Source organism: Variovorax sp. J22G73, from assembly GCF_030317035.1.
Classification (GTDB): Bacteria; Pseudomonadota; Gammaproteobacteria; order Burkholderiales; family Burkholderiaceae_C; genus Variovorax.
This window is the reverse complement of record NZ_JASZYK010000007.1, coordinates 352,727-369,633: the sequence shown is the minus strand read 5'-3', so window position 1 is coordinate 369,633 and position 16,907 is coordinate 352,727. Positions and strand designations below refer to the sequence as shown.

Genomic DNA, 16,907 nt, shown 5'->3' with positions numbered 1-16,907 from the left:
TGACTGGGGTTTTTTGCTTTGCGCAACAGATAACTAAAGCAAATTCGCAATCGAACTCGCAAAGCACTCAGGCAATAAAAAAGCCCGGAAGGATCAACCTCCGGGCTTTTTCATTGAGCAAGAAGCTCGTAATCAATGACCGAGCCAATCCTTCAATTCATCCGCATGCTCTTCCTCATCGGAAAGAATGTCTTCCAACATGCGACGCGTCGTCGGATCCTTGTCGCCGATCAGTACGATCATCTGCCGGTACGACTCGACGGCAATGCGCTCTGCAATCAGGTTGGCCCGCACCATCGCCTGAAGGTCCGTCGATTCGTCATAGGCGGCATGACTGCGCTCGAGCAGATGAGAGGGCGCAAAGTCCGGCTCACCGCCCAGTTGCACGATGCGTTCTGCAATCCGGTCAGCATGGCCGGACTCTTCATTGGCATGCACCAGGAATTCATCTGCAATGGCCGGCGACTCCACACCGTTGGCGGTGAAGTAATGGCGCTTGTAGCGCAGCACGCACACCAGCTCCGTGGCCAGCGCATCGTTCAGCAGCTTGACGACATCGTCACGCCATGGGCCATAGCTCGGCGTGACGGCGCCTTCGTCCAGGCTGTTGCGGGCAGCGTCCAGACCGCTTTGATCGAGCACCAGGTGCTTGTGTTCTGAGGCCTTGGGAGAAGAGGAAACATCGGCTTTCATGGAGGGTCCTTTCGTGGGGGGCTTGAGTTCTTCTGCATCAGCGTGTTGACAACGTCAGCCACGTCGGATGTCTTCAGTACCGCTGCCAGCACGGCCGTGACCGACAGCAAGCGCCACGGCTTCACGAGCACCACCACGGCGCCTGTGGCCGCGGCGATGGCCATGAGCTTGGCTGGCTTCTTCCGCGCGTAGCTTTCCAGCAGCGGGCGGGCCAGTTGACCGACCGCGTGGGCGGGATGCCTGCGCCACCAGCGCTCTGCGACGCTGCGGCCCATCGAGAGCCACACATTGCCGCCTGCGCCACGTGGCGGCCCTTCGTGCTGTCCGTGCGGCGGCATCCCGGCCAACGGCTCGTGATGCGCATATTCAAGATCATCATCGGAACCGTAGCTCGCTGGTCTGCGTCCGATGTCCGGTCCGTCTTCGCCACCATGAAGCTGCCTCACCAGTGCACGCCGCGACAGCGCCAAGCGCTGCTGCGGCGTCAGTGGCGAGCGCTCAATGCCGTTCATGGCGTGCGCCTGCTGCGTGCAGGGCCTCTAGGTCGGCGTTGACCTGCGAGCGCAGGTCGTCGAATCCATGGCTTGGACTAGGCCGCATCGCGTACCAGGCGCAGAAGGCGGCTATCACCACAGCCACACCGGGCACAGCTACGAGCACCCAGTGAAAGCTGCCATGAAGCACGCCGAGCAGCACGGCAACGCCGATCAGCCCGAGGGCCAGCATGGCGCTGGCAGCCGCCAGAACGCCCGCGACGAGGCGGGCGACAAGGCCGCGCCCCGCTTGCGCAGTTTCCTGGCGAACGAGTGCGGCGTAGTTGGCGATGTGGTCAGCGACGAGTTCCGGATGCCCGAGCACCGTGGAAAAAATCGGATGAAGCATGGTGCCGGGAATCGATGGAACGACGGGTACTCAGCGGATCAGTAGTCGTCCCGGCTGCGGCGGCTGGCGAGCACGATCAACGCCGTGATGGCGGCGCCAGCGGCGGCTGCGATCAGCACCGAGCGCACCGGCTGGTCGGAGATGTAGCGGCCGGTCACGTCTGCAGCCTGTTCGAGGCGGCGCTGGGCGCGTGCGCTGGTGGTCGAAGCGGCATCGAGGCCGCGCTGCACAGCTTGCTGCACGCGGGCTGCGAGCTGCTCGACGGCGGGCTCTGCATCGCGGCGCAGGTCGCGGACCTTTTCGCCGGCCGCATTCACCGCGTTCTGTGCATAGGCGCGGGTGGATTCCACCGCATCGTTGGCGGTCTGGCGCGCGTCGTCGGCGAGTTGCGAAGCGGTCTTGGTCGTGTTCATGTGAAAGTCCTTTCCGGGAAGATGAAATGCGAGAGCCTGTGGATCGTAACGACGCTACTTGCGTCGTAGCAAGCCGGCAAGGAAGCTGGCAATCGCGAGGATGGCGAAGATCACGAAAAGGATCTTCGCGATACCCACCGCGCTCGCCGCGATGCCGCTGAAGCCGAGCAGGGCGGCAATCAGCGCGATGACCAGAAACACCACTGCGTAATGCAACATGCGGAACTCCTTCGAGGCTGGCCTCGTGTCTTTGAAACGGCCCATCCAGCAACCCTGTGGGGAGTTCCGGATGGCACAGGAGTTACCTTAAGTGGGGGGCTGCCCGGGACCTGTCAGCGGTCGCGGGCGGGGTGCGTAGGAGATGGCCGAGTCACCCTCGCGCATCACCGTGAACAAGTGCCCAGTGCCCGGATGCCGCGCGTCAGGCGCTTGCCGGCATCTTCACCAGCGGCAGCATCGCGCTCAGGCGCGTGCCGTGCCCCGGCATCGACGACACCGTGAGCTTGCCGCGCGCCGCCTCCACCCGGTGGCGCATGCCGGCCAGGCCGTGCGTCGACGGCCGCATGCGCTGCGTGTCGAAGCCCTTGCCGTTGTCCGCCACTTCCACCACCACGTGGTTCTCGTAGTTCTTCATCACGATGGTGGCTTCGCTGGCCTCCGCGTACTTGCCGATGTTGGTCAGGCTCTCCTGCACCATGCGGTAGATGGTGAGCTGGCGCGACTCGTCCATGCTCACCGGCTCGAGCGCCATCTCGATCTGCAGGCCCGAGCGCTCCGCGAATTCTCGCCCCAGAATTTCCAGCGACGCCACCAGCCCCAGGTTCGACAGCGACGAGGGCCGCAGGTCTTCGATGATGCGGCGCTTCAGCGCGATGCCGCTGTTCAGCAACTCGGTCAGATGCTGCAGCCGCTGGATGGCGTCGGGTGCGTCGGCCAGCCGCGACTTCAGCCGCGCCACGTCCAGCTTGGCGGCGGTGAGCAGCGAACCCAGTTCGTCGTGCAGTTCACGCGCGAGGTAGCCGCGCTCGGTTTCGCGCACGTCCTGCAGATGGGTTGCCAGCTCGGCCAGCGAGGCGGTGCGCTCGCGCACCTCGTCTTCCAGCGCGTTGCGTTCGCGCTGCAGGGCTTCCTGCTGGCGCTCGCCGACGGAGCGCAGCGCATGGGTCTGGCGCAGGTATAGGTAGAACGCGAACAGCGCCGCCAGCGCCACGATGGCCGTGCCGATGCGCGCGAGCAGCAGCGAGCGCAGCACCTGCCTCTGGCTCTCGTGCAGGGTGGCGTTGCTGATCTTCACCAGCTCGCCGGCCGTGGCGCGAATGGCGTCCATTTCCTCGCGGCCGACGTCGGTGGTGATGACGAATTTCCACGCGTCCTCCTTGCCGTCCTGGCGCAGGCGCACGCTCATGTCCATCTCGGCCACCTTGCGCAGCACGTGCTTCGACAGCTCCCCCAATTGATTCAGCTCGGCCGGGTGGCCGGCGTACAGGCGGCGCAGCGTGGCCAGGCGGCCGTCGACCTCCTTGACCGCCTTGTCGTAGGGTTGTCGGTAGCTGGTTTCGCCTGTCAGCAGGTAGCCTCTCTGTCCGGTCTCGGCGTCGAGCATGTTCTGCATGATCTGGTTGAGTTCGCCGCGCACCTGCTGCGCCTCGTCGATGTCGACGAGGGCGCGGCTGGACTGCCGGTATCCGGCCTCGTTGATCCCGACGAGGGCCAGCGCGGCGAGTGCCGCGAGCAGCAGGCTCAGGGCCATTTTTGGAGGTGCTAACCAGTGCATGAAACTTTCAGGGCTGCTTACTACGCAAGTTCGTGAATAATTGACAACAATCAGGGACCCGGAATGTTGCGACCCGCATGTCCGCAACACAACGACGAAAGTAACAGATGATCAAAATTGGAATTGTGGACGACCACGCCATCGTGCGATCGGGCCTCCGGCAGTTCTTCTCCGAGCACGTGGACCTGCGCGTGGCGGGCGAAGCTGCCAGCGGGCGCGAAGCCATCGAACTGGTGCGCACCACGGAGCTGGATGTGCTGGTCATGGACCTTTCGATGCCCGGGCAAAGCGGTATCGACGCGCTCGCCATGATCCGCGCCAAGGCGCCGGACGTGGGCATCCTGATCCTGAGCGGGTATCCGGAGGAGCACTACGCGATGAACCTGATCCGTCAGGGCGCGAGCGGCTACCTCAACAAGGAGTGCGATCCGATCGAGATCGTCAACGCCATCCGCACCATTTCGCTGGGCCGGCGCTACATCACGCCCGCCGTGGCCGAACTGCTGGCCCGCCAGCTCGACCGCAAGGACGACGCCGCGCCGCACGAGCAGCTGTCGGAGCGTGAGTTCCAGGTGTTCCTGAAGCTGGCCAAGGGCGAGACCGCCGGCGACATCGCCAAGACGCTGTCGCTGTCCGTGAAGACCGTGAGCACCTACCGTACGCGCCTGATGGAGAAGATGAACCTCTCTTCCAACAGCGACCTGACCTACTACGCGCTGAAGAACAAGCTGATCGATTGAGATCGCCCCCACGCCCTGACCGGCGCCTCTTGTGGCGCTTTTCAGGGCGTTTTCACTCCGCCTTGTGCGAAGGGTGCAACGCCCGCGCCTGCAAGAGGCAGAAGTCGACCAATGCTTCGATTTCGTTCGACTTATCGAACACCGCGTCGACCCCGAAGTCGGCGCAGCGCCGCCGGATGTCGGGCGTCGCGTAGTTGCTGAGCACCACCACTTTCTGGCCGGGCCCTCGCCGCTGGCAGGCCTGCAGCACGCCCAGCCCGCTGCCTTGCTTGAGAAAAAGATCGACGACGATGAGGTTCCATCCCTCAGCGTGCCCGTCGAGCCACGCACGCGCCACGCCTTCGGTCTCGGCAAAGCCGACGACCGTGGTGGGGGTGAGCTCTTCCAGCGTGCCAATGAGGTTTTCACGGATCGTGAGGTTGTCTTCGACAACGTAGGTCTGCAATCTGGAGTCCATGCCGAACCGCGTTTCCTCTGACGTTGGCAGGTGCATTCGCAGCGTTGCCGCTGCCTGAACGACCGCCTTGGAGAATGCGGCCGTTCCGACGCGCATCATGCAAGCTTCGCGGGCCGGGCGTTGTAGGCGGGTTCCGACGCTTTCACGGGACGTGCCTCGAAGCGCGCTTCGTAGGCAATCCCTCACGGGTTGTGCGGTCCATTGCCGACCCGGACGGCACGATCTCTGGGGTAACAAGGGCACCATGGCAACGAACATTTTCCGCACCCGGCCGCTCTGGCAAAAGCTGCTGGGCTCCGTTGTGCTGCTGTTCGCGGTACTGGTCGTCGTGCTCATGTTTTTCCCGTGGGACGTGCTGCGCGAGCCGCTGAACCGCTACGTCAGCGAGAAGACCGGGCGCAAGTTCGAGATCACGCGGCGGCTGGATGTGGGCCTCGGCTGGCGCCAGGCCACCGTAAAGTTCGATGGCATCGAGTTCGCCAACCCCGACTGGGCGCGCGACCCTTACCTGGTGAAGGCCGACCGCGCCGAGTTCGATATTCGCATCTGGCCGCTCATCGGCAGCAAGATCGTCATTCCGCGGCTGGCGCTGTTCTCGCCGACGGTGGGCCTGCAGATGGAGGCCGACGGGCGGCGCACGTGGGCGCTCGGCAAGGACACTTCCGATTCCGGCACGGTGCCCGACATCGGGCTGATCCAGGTCGACACCGGCGCCGTCGACTTCCTGGCCAAGCACCTCGGCGTGGACATCCATGCCGACCTGAGCTATGACTCCGGCCGCGGTGAGATGCCGCTCGACTACCGCATCAAGGGCCGCTACAAGGGCCAGCCGCTGACCGCGAACGGTCGCGCCGGCAACGTGCTGCAGATCAGCGCCGCGGGGGCGCCTCCGTTTCCGGTCGAGATCAACGCGGCTGCGGGCCAGACCAAGCTGAAGGCGGCCGGCACCGTGGCCGCCCTGTCTGACCTCGACGGCGTGGACGCCACCTTCGACATCAGGGGGCAGACACTGGGCGCGCTGTACCCGCTGCTGGGCATCGCGCTGCCGCAGACATCGCCTTACGCGCTGAGCGGCAAGCTGGGCAAGCGCGGCAAGCTCTGGGAGGCCAATGCCCTCAAGGGCAAGCTGGGTCTTTCGGACATTTCCGGCGACATGAAGTTCGACCAGGCTGGCAAGCTGCCGCACCTGTCGGGCGACCTGCGTTCCCGCGTGATGGACATGGACGACCTCGGCCCGCTGATCGGCCTGCCGCCGACCGCTCGCACCGCCAACACCGTCGAGGGCGTGGCGCCGCCGCCGACCGTCACCCAGGTCAAGCGCCCGGGCGGCAAGGTGCTGCCCACCGCGCCGCTGGATTTCGAGCGCCTGCGCGCCATGAATGCCGACGTGAAGTACACGGCCGACAAGATCCAGAACGTGCGCGACATTCCGCTGGACCGCGGCAGTGTGCAGGTGAAGCTGGCCGACGGCGTGCTCACGCTCGATCCGCTCGACCTGGGCGTGGCGGGCGGCAAGCTGGCCGGCGCGATCCGCATCGACGCCTCGAAGAATCCGGCCGACATTCGTGCCTCGCTCGACGTGCGGGCGATGCAACTGGCCCGGCTGATTCCCAAGCTGGAGACCACGGGCAACAGCGTGGGCCGGCTCGACGGGCGCGTCAATTTGTCGGGCTCCGGCAGCACCGTGGCCAACTGGCTGGGCGGGGTGTCGGGCGACGTGGCCATCATTTCCGGCCGGGGCCAGTTCGGCAACCTCCTGCCGGTGTTCGCGACGCTGGTGGGCGGCGACATCATCAAGTTCTTGCTGCGCGGCGATCGCAACGTCGAACTGCGCTGCGCGGCCATCGCCTTCGACGTCAACAAGGGGCTGATGACCGGGCGCACGCTGGTGCTGGACACCACCAACGCCGTGTTCACCGCCACCGGCCAGGCCAACCTCGCGACCGAGGGCCTCGACTTCGTGGTTCGCCCGGAGCCCAAGAGCAAGAGCATCCTGTCGATCCGCACGCCGCTGGTGGTGGGCGGCACCTTCGGGGCGCCGAGCGGGGGCCTGCAGGTCACGCCGTTGGCAGAGCGCGGCTTGGCCGCCCTGGCCTTGGGCGCGATCAACCCGTTGCTGGCGCTGGCAGCGACCATCGAGACGGGCCCGGGAGAAGACGCCGATTGCAAGGGCGTGCTGGCGGATGCGAACAAGCCGACCGCTGGTGCGGCTGCCAATGGCGCCGCGCGGGCCAAGGGCGCTAAACAACCCTGAGCCCTGAGCCCTGGCCTAGGCGGTTTCTTGTGGGAAGAGGGCAGGGCGCTGCGCGCAGACGCCGCATTGCGGGTCGCGCGCCACGCGCAAGGTGTCGAACGAGGTGCTGCGCCCGTCGAACATCAGCAGCTCGCCCGCCAGCGACGGGCCGATGCCGGCCAGCAGCTTGAGCGCCTCGCTTGCCTGCAGCGTGCCGATGGTGCCGACCACCGGGCCGAACACCCCCAGCACCGCGCATCGCGTTTCCTCGAACGCCGCGTCGGGCGGGAACAGGCAGGCGTAGCAGGGTGAGGCGTCGTCGCGGGTGTCGTACACGCTCAACTGGCCGTCGAAGCGAATCGCCGCGCCCGCCACCAGCGGTTTCGCATGCATCACGCAGGCGCGGTTGACGGCTTGGCGGGTGACGAAGTTGTCGCAGCAATCGACGACCACGTCGGCCTCGGCGACCAGGCGCGACAGCAAGGCCTCGTCTGCACGCACGGCGTGGGTCGTGATGGAAATACCGGGATTGATGTCGCGCATCGCCTGCGCGGCGGAGTCGACCTTGGCCAGCCCGACACGCGCTTGCGTGTGCGCGACCTGGCGCTGAAGATTGGTGAGATCGACCTCGTCGTCGTCGACCAGCGTGATGTGGCCGACCCCCGCTGCCGCGAGGTAAAGGGCCACCGGCGAGCCCAGCCCGCCGGCGCCTATGACCAGGACCCGTCCGGCACTGACGCGCTCCTGGCCGTCGATGCCGAACTCCTCGAGAAGGATGTGGCGCGAGTAGCGCAGCAGCTCGCTATCTTCCATGCGCCACCGGGTCAGTTTTCCTTCTTCTCTTCCTTGTTCTCGACGATCACCTGTGTCTTGCTGACCAGCACCGGCTGGCCCTTCAGGCGGTTGATAGCCTGCACCAGCGGAAAGTCCTTGTCGGTGCCGAACTCGGGCGTCTTGCGGTCCTGCGGCGGCTTCTTGGCTTCTTCCTCGAGGCGCTTGCGGGCTTCGTCGCGGGCCTTTTCGCGTTCAGGGTCCTTCACTTCGGGGCCCTGGCCGCTGGCCAGATGCTTCTCGAGGTCGGCCTCGCGCATGCGCAGGGCGGCGAAGGGGCTGCCTTCGGCGCTTTCGTCGACCAGCACGTTGGGCACGATGCCCTTGGCCTGGATCGAGGTGCCGCTCGGCGTGTAGTAACGCGCCGTGGTGATCTTCAGGCCGGTGTCGGGGCCCAGCGGGCGCACCGTTTGCACGGAGCCCTTGCCGAAGGTCTGGCTGCCCATGATGACGCCGCGCTTGTGGTCTTGCAGGGCGCCGGCCACGATCTCGCTGGCCGAGGCCGAGCCTTCGTTCACCAGCACCACCAGCGGCACGGTCTTCAGCGCGGCCGGCAGGCTGCGCAGCGGGTCGCTGCCCGAACGGCGCTGGTAGAACTCAGGCGCCGCCTTGTAGACCGACTTGCTTTCGGCCAGCTGGCCGTCGGTGGTGACCACCGTGACGTTCTCGGGCAGGAAGGCCGACGACACCGCCACCGCCGCGTCGAGCAGGCCGCCCGGGTCGTTGCGCAGGTCGAGCACCAGGCCCTTGAGGTTCGGGTCTTCCTTGTACAGCTCGTCGATCTTCTTCACGAAGTCGTCGACGGTGCGTTCCTGGAATTGCGAGAGGCGGATCCAGCCGTAGCCGGGTTCGATCATCTTGCCGCGCACCGACTGCGTGCGAATTTCTTCGCGCGTGATCGTCACGGGGAAGGTGCGGCTCTCGTCCTTGCGGAAGATGGTCAGCAGCACCTTGGTGTTGGCTTCGCCGCGCATGCGCTTGACCGCCTCGTTCAGCGACAGGCCGCGCACGGCGGTGTCGTCGATCTTGGTGATCAGGTCATTGGGCTTCAGGCCGGCACGGAAGGCCGGGGAGCCTTCGATGGGAGACACGACCTTGATGAGGCCGTCTTCCTGCGAAATCTCGATGCCCACGCCGACGAAGCGGCCGGTCGTGCCCTCGCGGAATTCCTTGAAGGACTTCTTGTCGAAGTACTGGGAATGCGGGTCGAGCCCGGCGACCATGCCCGAAATGGCGTCGGAGATGAGCTTTTTCTCGTCGACCGGCTCGACGTAGTCGCTCTTGACCATGCCGAAGACGGCAGCGAGCTGCTGCAATTCCTCGAGCGGCAGTGGCGCAAGCGATCCGCGTGCGACTGTCTGCAACGAGACGGTGGTCAGGACGCCTGCAACGGCGCCGGCGGCGACCCAGCCGGTGATCTTCAATTTCTGGCCCATCATGAGTGCTTGTCCTTGTCGGCGGCTGTCGAACCAATATACACAGCTTGGAAGCAATTTGTTTGCCGGGGTTCCACGGGGGAGCGGCAAGCGGGGGTTTTCTTTCAGCCCTTGCCCTGCGAAGCCACCGCGGCGGCGGCCTGCTCGGCGGCCGCGGCATCGCCGAGGTAGTAGTGGCGCAGGGGCTTCAGGTCGTCGTCGAGCTCGTAGACCAGCGGAATGCCGTTCGGGATGTTCAGGCCGACGATGGCGTCGTCCGAGATGCCGTCGAGGTACTTCACCAGCGCCCGGATCGAATTGCCATGGGCGGCCACCACCAGGCGGCGCCCGGTGCGGATGGCCGGCGCCATCGATTCGTTCCAGAACGGCAGCACGCGCGCCACCGTGTCCTTCAGGCATTCGGTCAGCGGAATCTGTTCGGGCGACAGCTTGGCGTAGCGCACGTCGGAGCGCTCGCTGCGCGGATCGTCGGCTTCCAGCGGCGGGGGCGGGGTGCCGTAGCTGCGGCGCCAGACCAGCACCTGCTCGTCGCCGTACTTCTTGGCCGTCTCGGCCTTGTTCAGGCCCTGCAGGCCGCCGTAGTGGCGCTCGTTCAGGCGCCACGAGTGCACCACGGGCAGCCAGGTGCGGTCGAGCTCGTCGAGCGTGTGCCACAGGGTGCGGGTGGCGCGCTTCAAGACGCTGGTGTAGGCCACGTCGAAGTCGTAGCCCTCGGCCTTAAGCAGCCGGCCGGCCTGCTTGGCCTGCTCCACGCCGGTCTCGGTCAGGTCGACGTCGGTCCAACCGGTGAAACGATTTTCGAGATTCCAGGTGGATTCGCCGTGGCGAATCAATACCAGTTTGTGCATGTGGGAGGCCTTTGGCAGCGCTTGCGAAACCTCGCATTCTAAAATCCCCGGTTTGCCATTCAAGGAACCCCCGTGAAATTGATCGAATTCGTCACCGCGAACTGGATGCTGATCCTGATCGCGCTCAGCTCGGGCGCCATGCTCGCCTGGCCGCTGGTGCGGGGCGCGGGCGGCGGAACGCTCACGGCGCAGGGTGCCGTGCAGCTCATCAACCGCGAGCGCGCGGTGCTGGTCGATGTGCGCGAGCCCGAGGAGTTCGCCACCGGTCACATGATCGGCGCCAAGAACGTCCCGCTGGCCCAGCTCGAAGAAAAGCTGGCCGCCGCCGTCAAGAACAAGAACGTGCCGCTGCTGCTGGTGTGCGCCACCGGCGCCCGCGCCCAGCGCGCCGTGGCCACCGCCAAGAAGCTCGGCTACGAGCAGGCCCAAGCCGTGGCCGGCGGGCTGAAAGCCTGGAAAGACGCTAACCTGCCGGTTGAAAAAGCTTAGGTCTTCCCAAGGTAAAGAGCATGCAAGCCGTCAAGATGTACACCACCGCCGTCTGCCCGTACTGCACCCGTGCGAAGCAGATCCTGAAGTCCAAGGGCGTCGAGCAGATCGAAGAGATCCGCATCGACAGCGACCCCCAGGCCCGCGCCACCATGATGGAAATCACCCAGCGCCGCACGGTGCCGCAGATCTTCATCGGCGAAACGCACGTTGGCGGCTGCGACGACCTGATTGCGCTGGACGGCCGCGGTGGCCTCGTTCCCCTGCTGCAGGGCGCCTGAAACACAAAGCAACCGGCGTCACGAAAGTGGCCCGGTCGGCGGGCGATAATCGTCCGCTCTTCCATCTGCAGCCCGCTGCGGGAACCTCTCCCCGGCGGGCATTGTTTTGATCCTCGAAAGTTCAGCCATGGCCGACCAGCAAGCCCAAGATCCCATCTTCCAGATCCAGCGCGTCTACCTCAAGGACCTGTCGCTCGAACAGCCCAATTCGCCCGCGATCCTGCTGGAACAAGAACAGCCCACCGTCGACATCCAGCTCGGCGTGGACGCCCAGCCCGTGGCCGATGGCATCTTCGAGATCACCGTGTCGGCCACCGTGCAGACCAAGATCCAGGACAAGACCGTGTTCCTGGTCGAAGCCAAGCAAGCCGGCATCTTCGAGATCCGCCACCTGCCCGAAGACCAGATGGGCGCCATCCTCGGCATCGCCTGCCCGCAAATCGTGTACCCGTACCTGCGCGGCAACGTGGCCGACGTGATCCAGCGCGGCGGCTTCCCGCCCGTGCACCTCGCCGAGATCAACTTCCAGGCGATGTACGAACAGCAACAGGCGCAGGCCGCCGGCCAGGCCGCTCCGACCCTCACGCAGTAAATCCCGGCGCACCGCCATGGATGCCGCCAAGGCACGATGAAGATCTGCGTTCATGGCGCCGGTGCCTGGGGCACGGCCGTCGCGGTCAACGCGGCGGCTCGCCACGAGGTCACGCTCTGGGCGCGCGACGCCGCCCAGGCCGACGCCATGTCGGCCGCGCGTGAAAACACCCGCTACCTTCCCGGGCTGGCACTGCCGGCCTCCCTGGCCGTGCGCGCCGGCGGCATCGCCCAGGCGCAGGCGGGTGCCGATCTCGTCATCGTCGCCACGCCCATGGCTGCCCTGCGTGAACAGCTTGTTGCATTGCGCGGCACCGCCGCGCAGGTGGCATGGCTGTGCAAGGGCGTGGAGCCCGCGCGCGACACATCTCCCGCATCTTTCGGCCTGCTGGCCCATGAAATCTGGGCGCAGGTGGCGGCCGAGCTGCGCGCCGGCGTGCTCAGCGGCCCCAGCTTCGCGCAGGAGGTCGCCGAAGGGCGCCCGACCGCGCTGGTGGCCGCCAGCCCGCATGCCAGCGTGCGCGACGCGCTGGTCGACGCCTTCCACGGCCCGGCCCTGCGCGTCTATGCCAACGAGGACATCGTGGGCGTGGAAGTGGGCGGCGCGGTGAAGAACGTGCTGGCCATCGCCACCGGCCTGTGCGACGGCCTTGCGTTGGGCCTCAACGCCCGCGCAGCGCTCATCACCCGCGGCCTGGCCGAAATGACACGCTTCGGCTTGGCGCTGGGCGCCCGCGCCGAGACCTTCATGGGCCTGTCGGGCCTGGGCGACCTGGTGCTGACCTCCACCGGCGACCTGTCGCGCAACCGCAAGGTCGGCCTGCTGCTGGCCCAGGGGCGCACGCTGGCCCAGGCCGTCGATTCGCTGGGCCACGTCGCCGAAGGCGTGTACTGCGCCCGCACCGTGGTGCAGCGCGCGCGTGGCCTCGGCATCGAGATGCCCATCGCCGAAGGCGTGGTCGCCCTGCTCGACGGCCGCGTGAGTCCGCAGGACGCCGTCGCCGCGCTGACCGGGCGCGACCCCGTGCCCGAATCGGTCCAGCCCGGCGCGGCGCCTTCCCCCCGTCAATCCCCTTAAAAAAACGCAGAGACAAAGAGCCATGAGCCTTCGCTTTGATTTTTCAGCGTCGGCCGTGGCCGCGCTGGCCCTGTCCGACGCCACGCGCGCCTTGCAGGAAGACGTCGCCGACGGCGACCTGACCGCATCGCTGGTCGATGCCACCCGCACCGCCCGCGCCCGCGTGCTGGCACGCGAAGCCGCCGTGGTGTGCGGCGCGCCCTGGGTCGAGGCCACGCTGCGGCAGCTCGACCCCGGCGTGCGCATCCAGTGGCTGTGCGCCGAGGGCGAACGCTGCGCCGCCGACCAGGTCGTGCTCGAGATCGAAGGCGCCGCCCGTGCGCTGCTCACGGCCGAGCGCACCTCGCTCAACTTTCTGCAGCTGCTGAGCGCCGTCGCCACCAAGACCGCGCTGTACGCCGACGCCATCCAGGGCACGCGCGCGCGCATCGTCGACACGCGCAAGACCCTTCCCGGCCTGCGCCTGGCGCAGAAATACGCCGTGCGCACCGGCGGCGGCCTGAACCACCGCATCGGCCTGTACGACGCGGTGCTCATCAAGGAAAACCACATCGCCGCGGCCGGTGGCGTGGCGGCCGCCTTGCGCGCGGTGGCGCCTGTGGCCGCGCAGGCCGCTTTCGTCGAGGTCGAGGTCGAGACCCTGGCCCAGCTGCACGAGGCGCTGGAAGCCGGCGCGCGCATGGTGCTGCTCGACAACATGGACCTGCCCACGCTGCGCGAGGCGGTGCGCATCAACGACGCCGCGGGCGAGGCGCGCAAGGCCGTGCTCGAGATTTCGGGCGGCGTCACGCTCGACGGCCTGCGCGCCCTGGCCGAAACCGGCGTGGACCGCATCTCGGTCGGCGCGCTGACCAAGGACGTGAAGGCCATCGACTACTCGATGCGCTTCCAGTAACCAGAAGAACACCACAAGAACGATTGCCCCCATGACGACCGCTTCCGTCATCGACGTCGACTACGAGCAGCCCGCCGGATCGCAAGCAGGCTCCGTGTGCGACACCCGCCACGCCTGGGCCCGTGTGCCGCCCGAGCCGTCGCCCGATGAGCGAACTGCGCTCAAGGCGCGCATTCGCCGCTTGTTGAATGACCGCAATGCGGTGATGGTGTCGCACTTCTACGTGCACCCCGACCTGCAGGACCTGGCCGAGGAAACCGGCGGCATCGTGAGCGATTCGCTCGAAATGGCGCGCTTCGGCCGCGACCACGCCGCGCAGACGCTGGTGGTGTCGGGCGTGCGCTTCATGGGCGAGACCTCGAAGATCCTGTCGCCCGAGAAGCGTGTGCTGATGCCCGATTTGGACGCCAACTGCTCGCTGGACCTGGGCTGCCCGGTCGAGCAGTTCAGCGCCTTCTGCGACCAGCACCCGGACCGCACGGTGGTGGTCTACGCCAACACCAGCGCGGCCGTGAAGGCGCGCGCGGACTGGCTGGTTACTTCCAGCTGCGCGCTCGACGTGGTGAACGCCTTGCATGCGGCCGGGCAGAAGATCCTCTGGGGCCCCGATCGGCACCTGGGCGACTACATCCAGCGCCAGACGGGCGCCGACATGGTCAGCTGGAACGGCGCCTGCATCGTGCACGACGAGTTCAAGGCGCTGGAGCTCGAACTGCTGATGAAGCAACACCCGAAGGCCAGGGTGCTGGTGCACCCTGAGTCGCCTGCGGACGTGATCGCGCTGGCGGATGCGGTGGGCTCCACCTCGGCCATCCTGAACGCGGCGCAGCGCATGGACGCGACGGAATTCATCGTGGCCACCGACACCGGCATGCTGCACAAGCTGCGCACGCTGAACCCCGGCAAGACCTTCATCGAGGCGCCGACGGCGGGCAACGGCGGCACCTGCAAGAGCTGCGCGCATTGCCCCTGGATGGCGATGAACGGACTGGTGGAGCTGGCGAACGCGCTCGAAACCGGCGCGGGCGAAATCCATGTCGATCCGGCGCTGGGGCTGCGGGCGCGGGTACCGATCGACCGGATGCTGGCGTTCACGGCGGGGTTGAAGAATGGGGTGGCACCTGGGAGCCTGGTGGCGGGCATCGGCGCGGCTTGACGTGTTGTTCCCTCTCCCGCTTGCGGGAGAGGGTCAGGGTGAGGGCAGGGGCCTCGGCGCATCGCGCGGCGTTCGATGCCGCTCACCCTCACCCCAACCCTCTCCCCGAGGGGAGAGGGGGCAAGACCCAAAAGCTCTGCCGCACGGGAGTTCCCCGCATTGCTCCTCCCCCGGGAGGGGAGGGAGCAAAACCCTAGAACTCCACCGTGCACGAATCCCCCAGCGCCTCCCGCCACACCCTCACCCGCGCCAGCGACCCCTGCAGATCCGGCAGCGCCTGCGCAATGAACACGCACAGGTTCTCCAGCGTCGGCGGATGCAGCCCCGGCACATCGTCCAGCAGATGATGGTCCAGCCGCTCGCGCACCTCTTCCAGCCGCCGGCGCAGCAACCCCAGGTCGATCACCATGCCCGTCGCGGGATCGCGCTCGCCCGCGAGCCACACCTCCGCGTGGTACGTGTGGCCGTGGACACGGCGGCTGCCTTCGACCTCGATCTCGCGCTTCAGCGTGTGAGCGGCATCGAAGAAAAAGCGTTGGCTGATGGTGAATCGCATCGTCGAAAAACTCAGGAAAAAATGACGGCCGCCGCCTCAGCGGATGCCGGTGATCTTGTGGGTCTGCACGCTCAGGCGCCAGGCCGGCTGGCGCATGCACTGCGCAATGCACAGCTCGGTGTTCGCGAGCCGGTCGGGTCCGTCCATCGGTTGCAGGAAGCGGTGCGCGAATTCGCCGGTGCGCGCCACGGCGTCGAGGTCGAATCCGGCCTGCGGCCACACCAGCTTCAGTTCCTGGCCGCGCTGCTGCACCCACGGCGCGCCGGCCTTGGGGCTGATGCACAGCCAGTCGATGCCCTCGGGCGCCTCGACCGTGCCGTTGCTCTCCACGGCGATGCGAAAGCGCCGCGCGTGCAGCGCGTCGACCAGCGCCCCGTCGACCTGCAGCAGCGGCTCGCCGCCGGTCAGCACCACCAGGCGGTGGTCGGCATCGTCGGCCGGCCATTGCGCGGCGATGGTGTCGGCCAGCAGGTCGGCGGTCTTGAACTTGCCGCCCAGCGTGCCGTCCGTGCCGACGAAGTCGGTGTCGCAGAAACGGCAGACGGCCGTGGCGCGATCGCTCTCGCGCCCGCTCCACAGGTTGCAGCCGGCAAAACGGCAGAACACCGCCGGCATGCCGGCCTGGCCGCCTTCGCCTTGCAGGGTGTAGAAGATTTCCTTGACGCTGTAGCTCATGGCACGGAAGGAGCCTCGATCTCCAGGTTGTCGATCAGCCGCGTGTTGCCCAGGCGCGCCGCGGCCAGCGCCACGAGCGGTTCGCCGGGCGAATCGGCGGACGGTGCCTGCAGGTCGGAGCGCCGCCGCAGCACAAGATAGTCCGGTTGCCAGCCGCGCTGCACCAGCGACTGCATTGCCCGCGCTTCGATCGCGGCCAAGTCGCTCTCGCCCGCCTGTACCGCCGCGGCCATGGCCTGCAGCGCGCGCGGCAGCTGCACCGCCTCGGCGCGCTCGTCCTTGTTCAGGTAGCCGTTGCGCGACGACAGCGCCAGGCCGTCGTCCGCGCGAAAGGTCTCCCCGCCCACGATCTCGATGGGCATCGCGAACTGCCGCACCATGTGGCGGATCATCATCAGCTGCTGGTAGTCCTTCTTGCCGAACACGGCCACGCGCGGCTGCACGCATTGAAAGAGCTTCATCACCACCGTGCACACGCCCACGAAGAAGCCGGGCCTGAAGTGCCCCTCCAGCAGGTCGGCCAGCGCCGGGTCGGGATGCACCTTGCAGGTCTGGGGCTCGGGGTAGAGCACTTTTTCGGTGGGCGCGAACAGCACGTCGCAGCCGGCCGCGCGCAGCTTCTCGCAGTCGCTGTCCCAGGTGCGCGGATAGGTGTCGAAGTCTTCGTGCGGCAGGAACTGCAGGCGGTTCACGAAGATGCTCGCGACCGTGGCGTCGCCCAGCGGGCGGGCCTGCTTCACCAGGGCAATGTGCCCTTCGTGCAGGTTGCCCATGGTGGGCACGAAGGCCGGGCGCTTGCTGGCGGACAGGCGCCCGCGCAGTTCTTCGATGGTGGTGGCGATGTACATGGTTGGGTTTCTCCCTGCGGGCGTCGGTGGC

Annotated in this window: 21 protein-coding genes; 8 read left to right on the top strand and 13 right to left on the bottom strand. The window is 66.9% G+C overall.

What is annotated here, in order from left to right:
- Positions 1-132: 132 nt before the first annotated feature.
- From QTI51_RS25325 to QTI51_RS25300, 6 genes are all read right to left on the bottom strand, one after another.
- Positions 133-693, bottom strand: coding sequence for a ferritin-like domain-containing protein (locus tag QTI51_RS25325; RefSeq protein ID WP_116910831.1), 561 nt, complete (start codon positions 691-693; stop codon positions 133-135).
- Entirely contained in the window at positions 690-1,205 is a 516-nt protein-coding gene (locus tag QTI51_RS25320; protein ID WP_116910832.1) for a hypothetical protein, read from the bottom strand. The genes QTI51_RS25325 and QTI51_RS25320 overlap by 4 nt, the downstream gene beginning before the upstream one ends.
- Entirely contained in the window at positions 1,192-1,575 is a 384-nt protein-coding gene (locus QTI51_RS25315) for a phage holin family protein (protein WP_116910833.1), read from the bottom strand. Before QTI51_RS25315 ends, QTI51_RS25320 begins: the two co-directional genes overlap by 14 nt.
- 38 nt (positions 1,576-1,613) lie before the next feature.
- Complete coding sequence (locus QTI51_RS25310) at positions 1,614-1,988, bottom strand: hypothetical protein (RefSeq protein ID WP_116910834.1); 375 nt, start codon at positions 1,986-1,988, stop codon at positions 1,614-1,616.
- 54 nt (positions 1,989-2,042) lie between these two features.
- Positions 2,043-2,207 (bottom strand): DUF1328 domain-containing protein, encoded by a 165-nt coding sequence (locus QTI51_RS25305; protein ID WP_093133218.1) that lies wholly within the window; start codon positions 2,205-2,207, stop codon positions 2,043-2,045.
- A 202-nt stretch (positions 2,208-2,409) separates the two neighbouring features.
- Complete coding sequence (locus QTI51_RS25300) at positions 2,410-3,738, bottom strand: CHASE3 domain-containing protein (protein ID WP_116910835.1); 1,329 nt, start codon at positions 3,736-3,738, stop codon at positions 2,410-2,412.
- Positions 3,739-3,869: 131 nt separating this feature from the next.
- Here QTI51_RS25300 and QTI51_RS25295 point away from each other — a divergent pair, with 131 nt between their 5' ends.
- Complete coding sequence (locus QTI51_RS25295; protein WP_007837167.1) at positions 3,870-4,502, top strand: response regulator; 633 nt, start codon at positions 3,870-3,872, stop codon at positions 4,500-4,502.
- Between the two features lie 52 nt (positions 4,503-4,554).
- Here QTI51_RS25295 and QTI51_RS25290 read toward each other — a convergent pair whose 3' ends face one another.
- A complete protein-coding gene (locus QTI51_RS25290; RefSeq protein WP_116911107.1) occupies positions 4,555-4,959 on the bottom strand; it encodes a response regulator in 405 nt (134 codons plus the stop codon).
- Between the two features lie 244 nt (positions 4,960-5,203).
- Here QTI51_RS25290 and QTI51_RS25285 point away from each other — a divergent pair, with 244 nt between their 5' ends.
- A complete protein-coding gene (locus QTI51_RS25285) occupies positions 5,204-7,213 on the top strand; it encodes an AsmA family protein (RefSeq protein WP_286516285.1) in 2,010 nt (669 codons plus the stop codon).
- Between the two features lie 15 nt (positions 7,214-7,228).
- Here QTI51_RS25285 and QTI51_RS25280 read toward each other — a convergent pair whose 3' ends face one another.
- From QTI51_RS25280 to gpmA, 3 genes are all read right to left on the bottom strand, one after another.
- Positions 7,229-8,005, bottom strand: coding sequence for a HesA/MoeB/ThiF family protein (locus tag QTI51_RS25280; protein WP_286516286.1), 777 nt, complete (start codon positions 8,003-8,005; stop codon positions 7,229-7,231).
- An 11-nt stretch (positions 8,006-8,016) separates the two neighbouring features.
- Positions 8,017-9,459 carry a S41 family peptidase gene (locus tag QTI51_RS25275; protein ID WP_116911108.1) on the bottom strand — a complete coding sequence of 481 codons (1,443 nt, stop codon included), beginning with the start codon at positions 9,457-9,459 and terminating at the stop codon, positions 8,017-8,019.
- Between the two features lie 104 nt (positions 9,460-9,563).
- Positions 9,564-10,307, bottom strand: a complete 744-nt coding sequence (gpmA, locus tag QTI51_RS25270) for a 2,3-diphosphoglycerate-dependent phosphoglycerate mutase (protein WP_116910838.1) — start codon at positions 10,305-10,307, stop codon at positions 9,564-9,566.
- Between the two features lie 105 nt (positions 10,308-10,412).
- Here gpmA and QTI51_RS25265 point away from each other — a divergent pair, with 105 nt between their 5' ends.
- The 6 genes from QTI51_RS25265 (at position 10,413) to nadA (ending at position 14,797) form a co-directional block, all read left to right on the top strand.
- The gene (locus tag QTI51_RS25265) at positions 10,413-10,796 is read left to right on the top strand and encodes a rhodanese-like domain-containing protein (protein ID WP_371086387.1); all 384 of its coding nucleotides are present in this window, start codon (positions 10,413-10,415) and stop codon (positions 10,794-10,796) included.
- A gap of 20 nt (positions 10,797-10,816) precedes the next feature.
- Positions 10,817-11,077: a glutaredoxin 3 gene (gene grxC, locus QTI51_RS25260; protein ID WP_116910840.1), complete on the top strand. Its 261-nt coding sequence runs from the start codon at positions 10,817-10,819 to the stop codon at positions 11,075-11,077.
- Between the two features lie 127 nt (positions 11,078-11,204).
- Entirely contained in the window at positions 11,205-11,669 is a 465-nt protein-coding gene (gene secB, locus QTI51_RS25255) for a protein-export chaperone SecB (RefSeq protein WP_116910841.1), read from the top strand.
- Positions 11,670-11,705: 36 nt separating this feature from the next.
- Positions 11,706-12,746 (top strand): NAD(P)H-dependent glycerol-3-phosphate dehydrogenase, encoded by a 1,041-nt coding sequence (locus tag QTI51_RS25250; RefSeq protein ID WP_116910842.1) that lies wholly within the window; start codon positions 11,706-11,708, stop codon positions 12,744-12,746.
- A gap of 22 nt (positions 12,747-12,768) precedes the next feature.
- A complete protein-coding gene (gene nadC, locus QTI51_RS25245) occupies positions 12,769-13,641 on the top strand; it encodes a carboxylating nicotinate-nucleotide diphosphorylase (protein WP_116910843.1) in 873 nt (290 codons plus the stop codon).
- Between the two features lie 31 nt (positions 13,642-13,672).
- Positions 13,673-14,797 carry a quinolinate synthase NadA gene (gene nadA, locus QTI51_RS25240; protein WP_116910844.1) on the top strand — a complete coding sequence of 375 codons (1,125 nt, stop codon included), beginning with the start codon at positions 13,673-13,675 and terminating at the stop codon, positions 14,795-14,797.
- Positions 14,798-14,990: 193 nt separating this feature from the next.
- On the opposite strand, the gene QTI51_RS25235 is transcribed toward nadA, so the two are convergent.
- From QTI51_RS25235 to panC, 3 genes are read right to left on the bottom strand one after another with little or no spacing between them, the layout of a single operon-like run.
- Positions 14,991-15,353 (bottom strand): 6-carboxytetrahydropterin synthase, encoded by a 363-nt coding sequence (locus QTI51_RS25235; protein ID WP_116910845.1) that lies wholly within the window; start codon positions 15,351-15,353, stop codon positions 14,991-14,993.
- A gap of 36 nt (positions 15,354-15,389) precedes the next feature.
- Complete coding sequence (queE, locus tag QTI51_RS25230) at positions 15,390-16,028, bottom strand: 7-carboxy-7-deazaguanine synthase (protein WP_116910846.1); 639 nt, start codon at positions 16,026-16,028, stop codon at positions 15,390-15,392.
- Positions 16,025-16,876, bottom strand: a complete 852-nt coding sequence (panC, locus tag QTI51_RS25225) for a pantoate--beta-alanine ligase (RefSeq protein ID WP_116910847.1) — start codon at positions 16,874-16,876, stop codon at positions 16,025-16,027. The genes queE and panC overlap by 4 nt, the downstream gene beginning before the upstream one ends.
- Between the last annotated feature and the right edge of the window lie 31 nt (positions 16,877-16,907).

Bases quoted from the DNA above. Each gene is read 5' to 3' on its own strand.
- QTI51_RS25325 (WP_116910831.1), bottom strand. From the start codon at position 693: ATGAAAGCCGATGTTTCCTCTTCTCCCAAGGCCTCAGAACACAAGCAC.
- QTI51_RS25320 (WP_116910832.1), bottom strand. From the start codon at position 1,205: ATGAACGGCATTGAGCGCTCGCCACTGACGCCGCAGCAGCGCTTGGCG.
- QTI51_RS25315 (WP_116910833.1), bottom strand. From the start codon at position 1,575: ATGCTTCATCCGATTTTTTCCACGGTGCTCGGGCATCCGGAACTCGTC.
- QTI51_RS25310 (WP_116910834.1), bottom strand. From the start codon at position 1,988: ATGAACACGACCAAGACCGCTTCGCAACTCGCCGACGACGCGCGCCAG.
- QTI51_RS25305 (WP_093133218.1), bottom strand. From the start codon at position 2,207: ATGTTGCATTACGCAGTGGTGTTTCTGGTCATCGCGCTGATTGCCGCC.
- QTI51_RS25300 (WP_116910835.1), bottom strand. From the start codon at position 3,738: ATGGCCCTGAGCCTGCTGCTCGCGGCACTCGCCGCGCTGGCCCTCGTC.
- QTI51_RS25295 (WP_007837167.1), top strand. From the start codon at position 3,870: ATGATCAAAATTGGAATTGTGGACGACCACGCCATCGTGCGATCGGGC.
- QTI51_RS25290 (WP_116911107.1), bottom strand. From the start codon at position 4,959: ATGGACTCCAGATTGCAGACCTACGTTGTCGAAGACAACCTCACGATC.
- QTI51_RS25285 (WP_286516285.1), top strand. From the start codon at position 5,204: ATGGCAACGAACATTTTCCGCACCCGGCCGCTCTGGCAAAAGCTGCTG.
- QTI51_RS25280 (WP_286516286.1), bottom strand. From the start codon at position 8,005: ATGGAAGATAGCGAGCTGCTGCGCTACTCGCGCCACATCCTTCTCGAG.
- QTI51_RS25275 (WP_116911108.1), bottom strand. From the start codon at position 9,459: ATGGGCCAGAAATTGAAGATCACCGGCTGGGTCGCCGCCGGCGCCGTT.
- gpmA (WP_116910838.1), bottom strand. From the start codon at position 10,307: ATGCACAAACTGGTATTGATTCGCCACGGCGAATCCACCTGGAATCTC.
- QTI51_RS25265 (WP_371086387.1), top strand. From the start codon at position 10,413: ATGCTGATCCTGATCGCGCTCAGCTCGGGCGCCATGCTCGCCTGGCCG.
- grxC (WP_116910840.1), top strand. From the start codon at position 10,817: ATGCAAGCCGTCAAGATGTACACCACCGCCGTCTGCCCGTACTGCACC.
- secB (WP_116910841.1), top strand. From the start codon at position 11,205: ATGGCCGACCAGCAAGCCCAAGATCCCATCTTCCAGATCCAGCGCGTC.
- QTI51_RS25250 (WP_116910842.1), top strand. From the start codon at position 11,706: ATGAAGATCTGCGTTCATGGCGCCGGTGCCTGGGGCACGGCCGTCGCG.
- nadC (WP_116910843.1), top strand. From the start codon at position 12,769: ATGAGCCTTCGCTTTGATTTTTCAGCGTCGGCCGTGGCCGCGCTGGCC.
- nadA (WP_116910844.1), top strand. From the start codon at position 13,673: ATGACGACCGCTTCCGTCATCGACGTCGACTACGAGCAGCCCGCCGGA.
- QTI51_RS25235 (WP_116910845.1), bottom strand. From the start codon at position 15,353: ATGCGATTCACCATCAGCCAACGCTTTTTCTTCGATGCCGCTCACACG.
- queE (WP_116910846.1), bottom strand. From the start codon at position 16,028: ATGAGCTACAGCGTCAAGGAAATCTTCTACACCCTGCAAGGCGAAGGC.
- panC (WP_116910847.1), bottom strand. From the start codon at position 16,876: ATGTACATCGCCACCACCATCGAAGAACTGCGCGGGCGCCTGTCCGCC.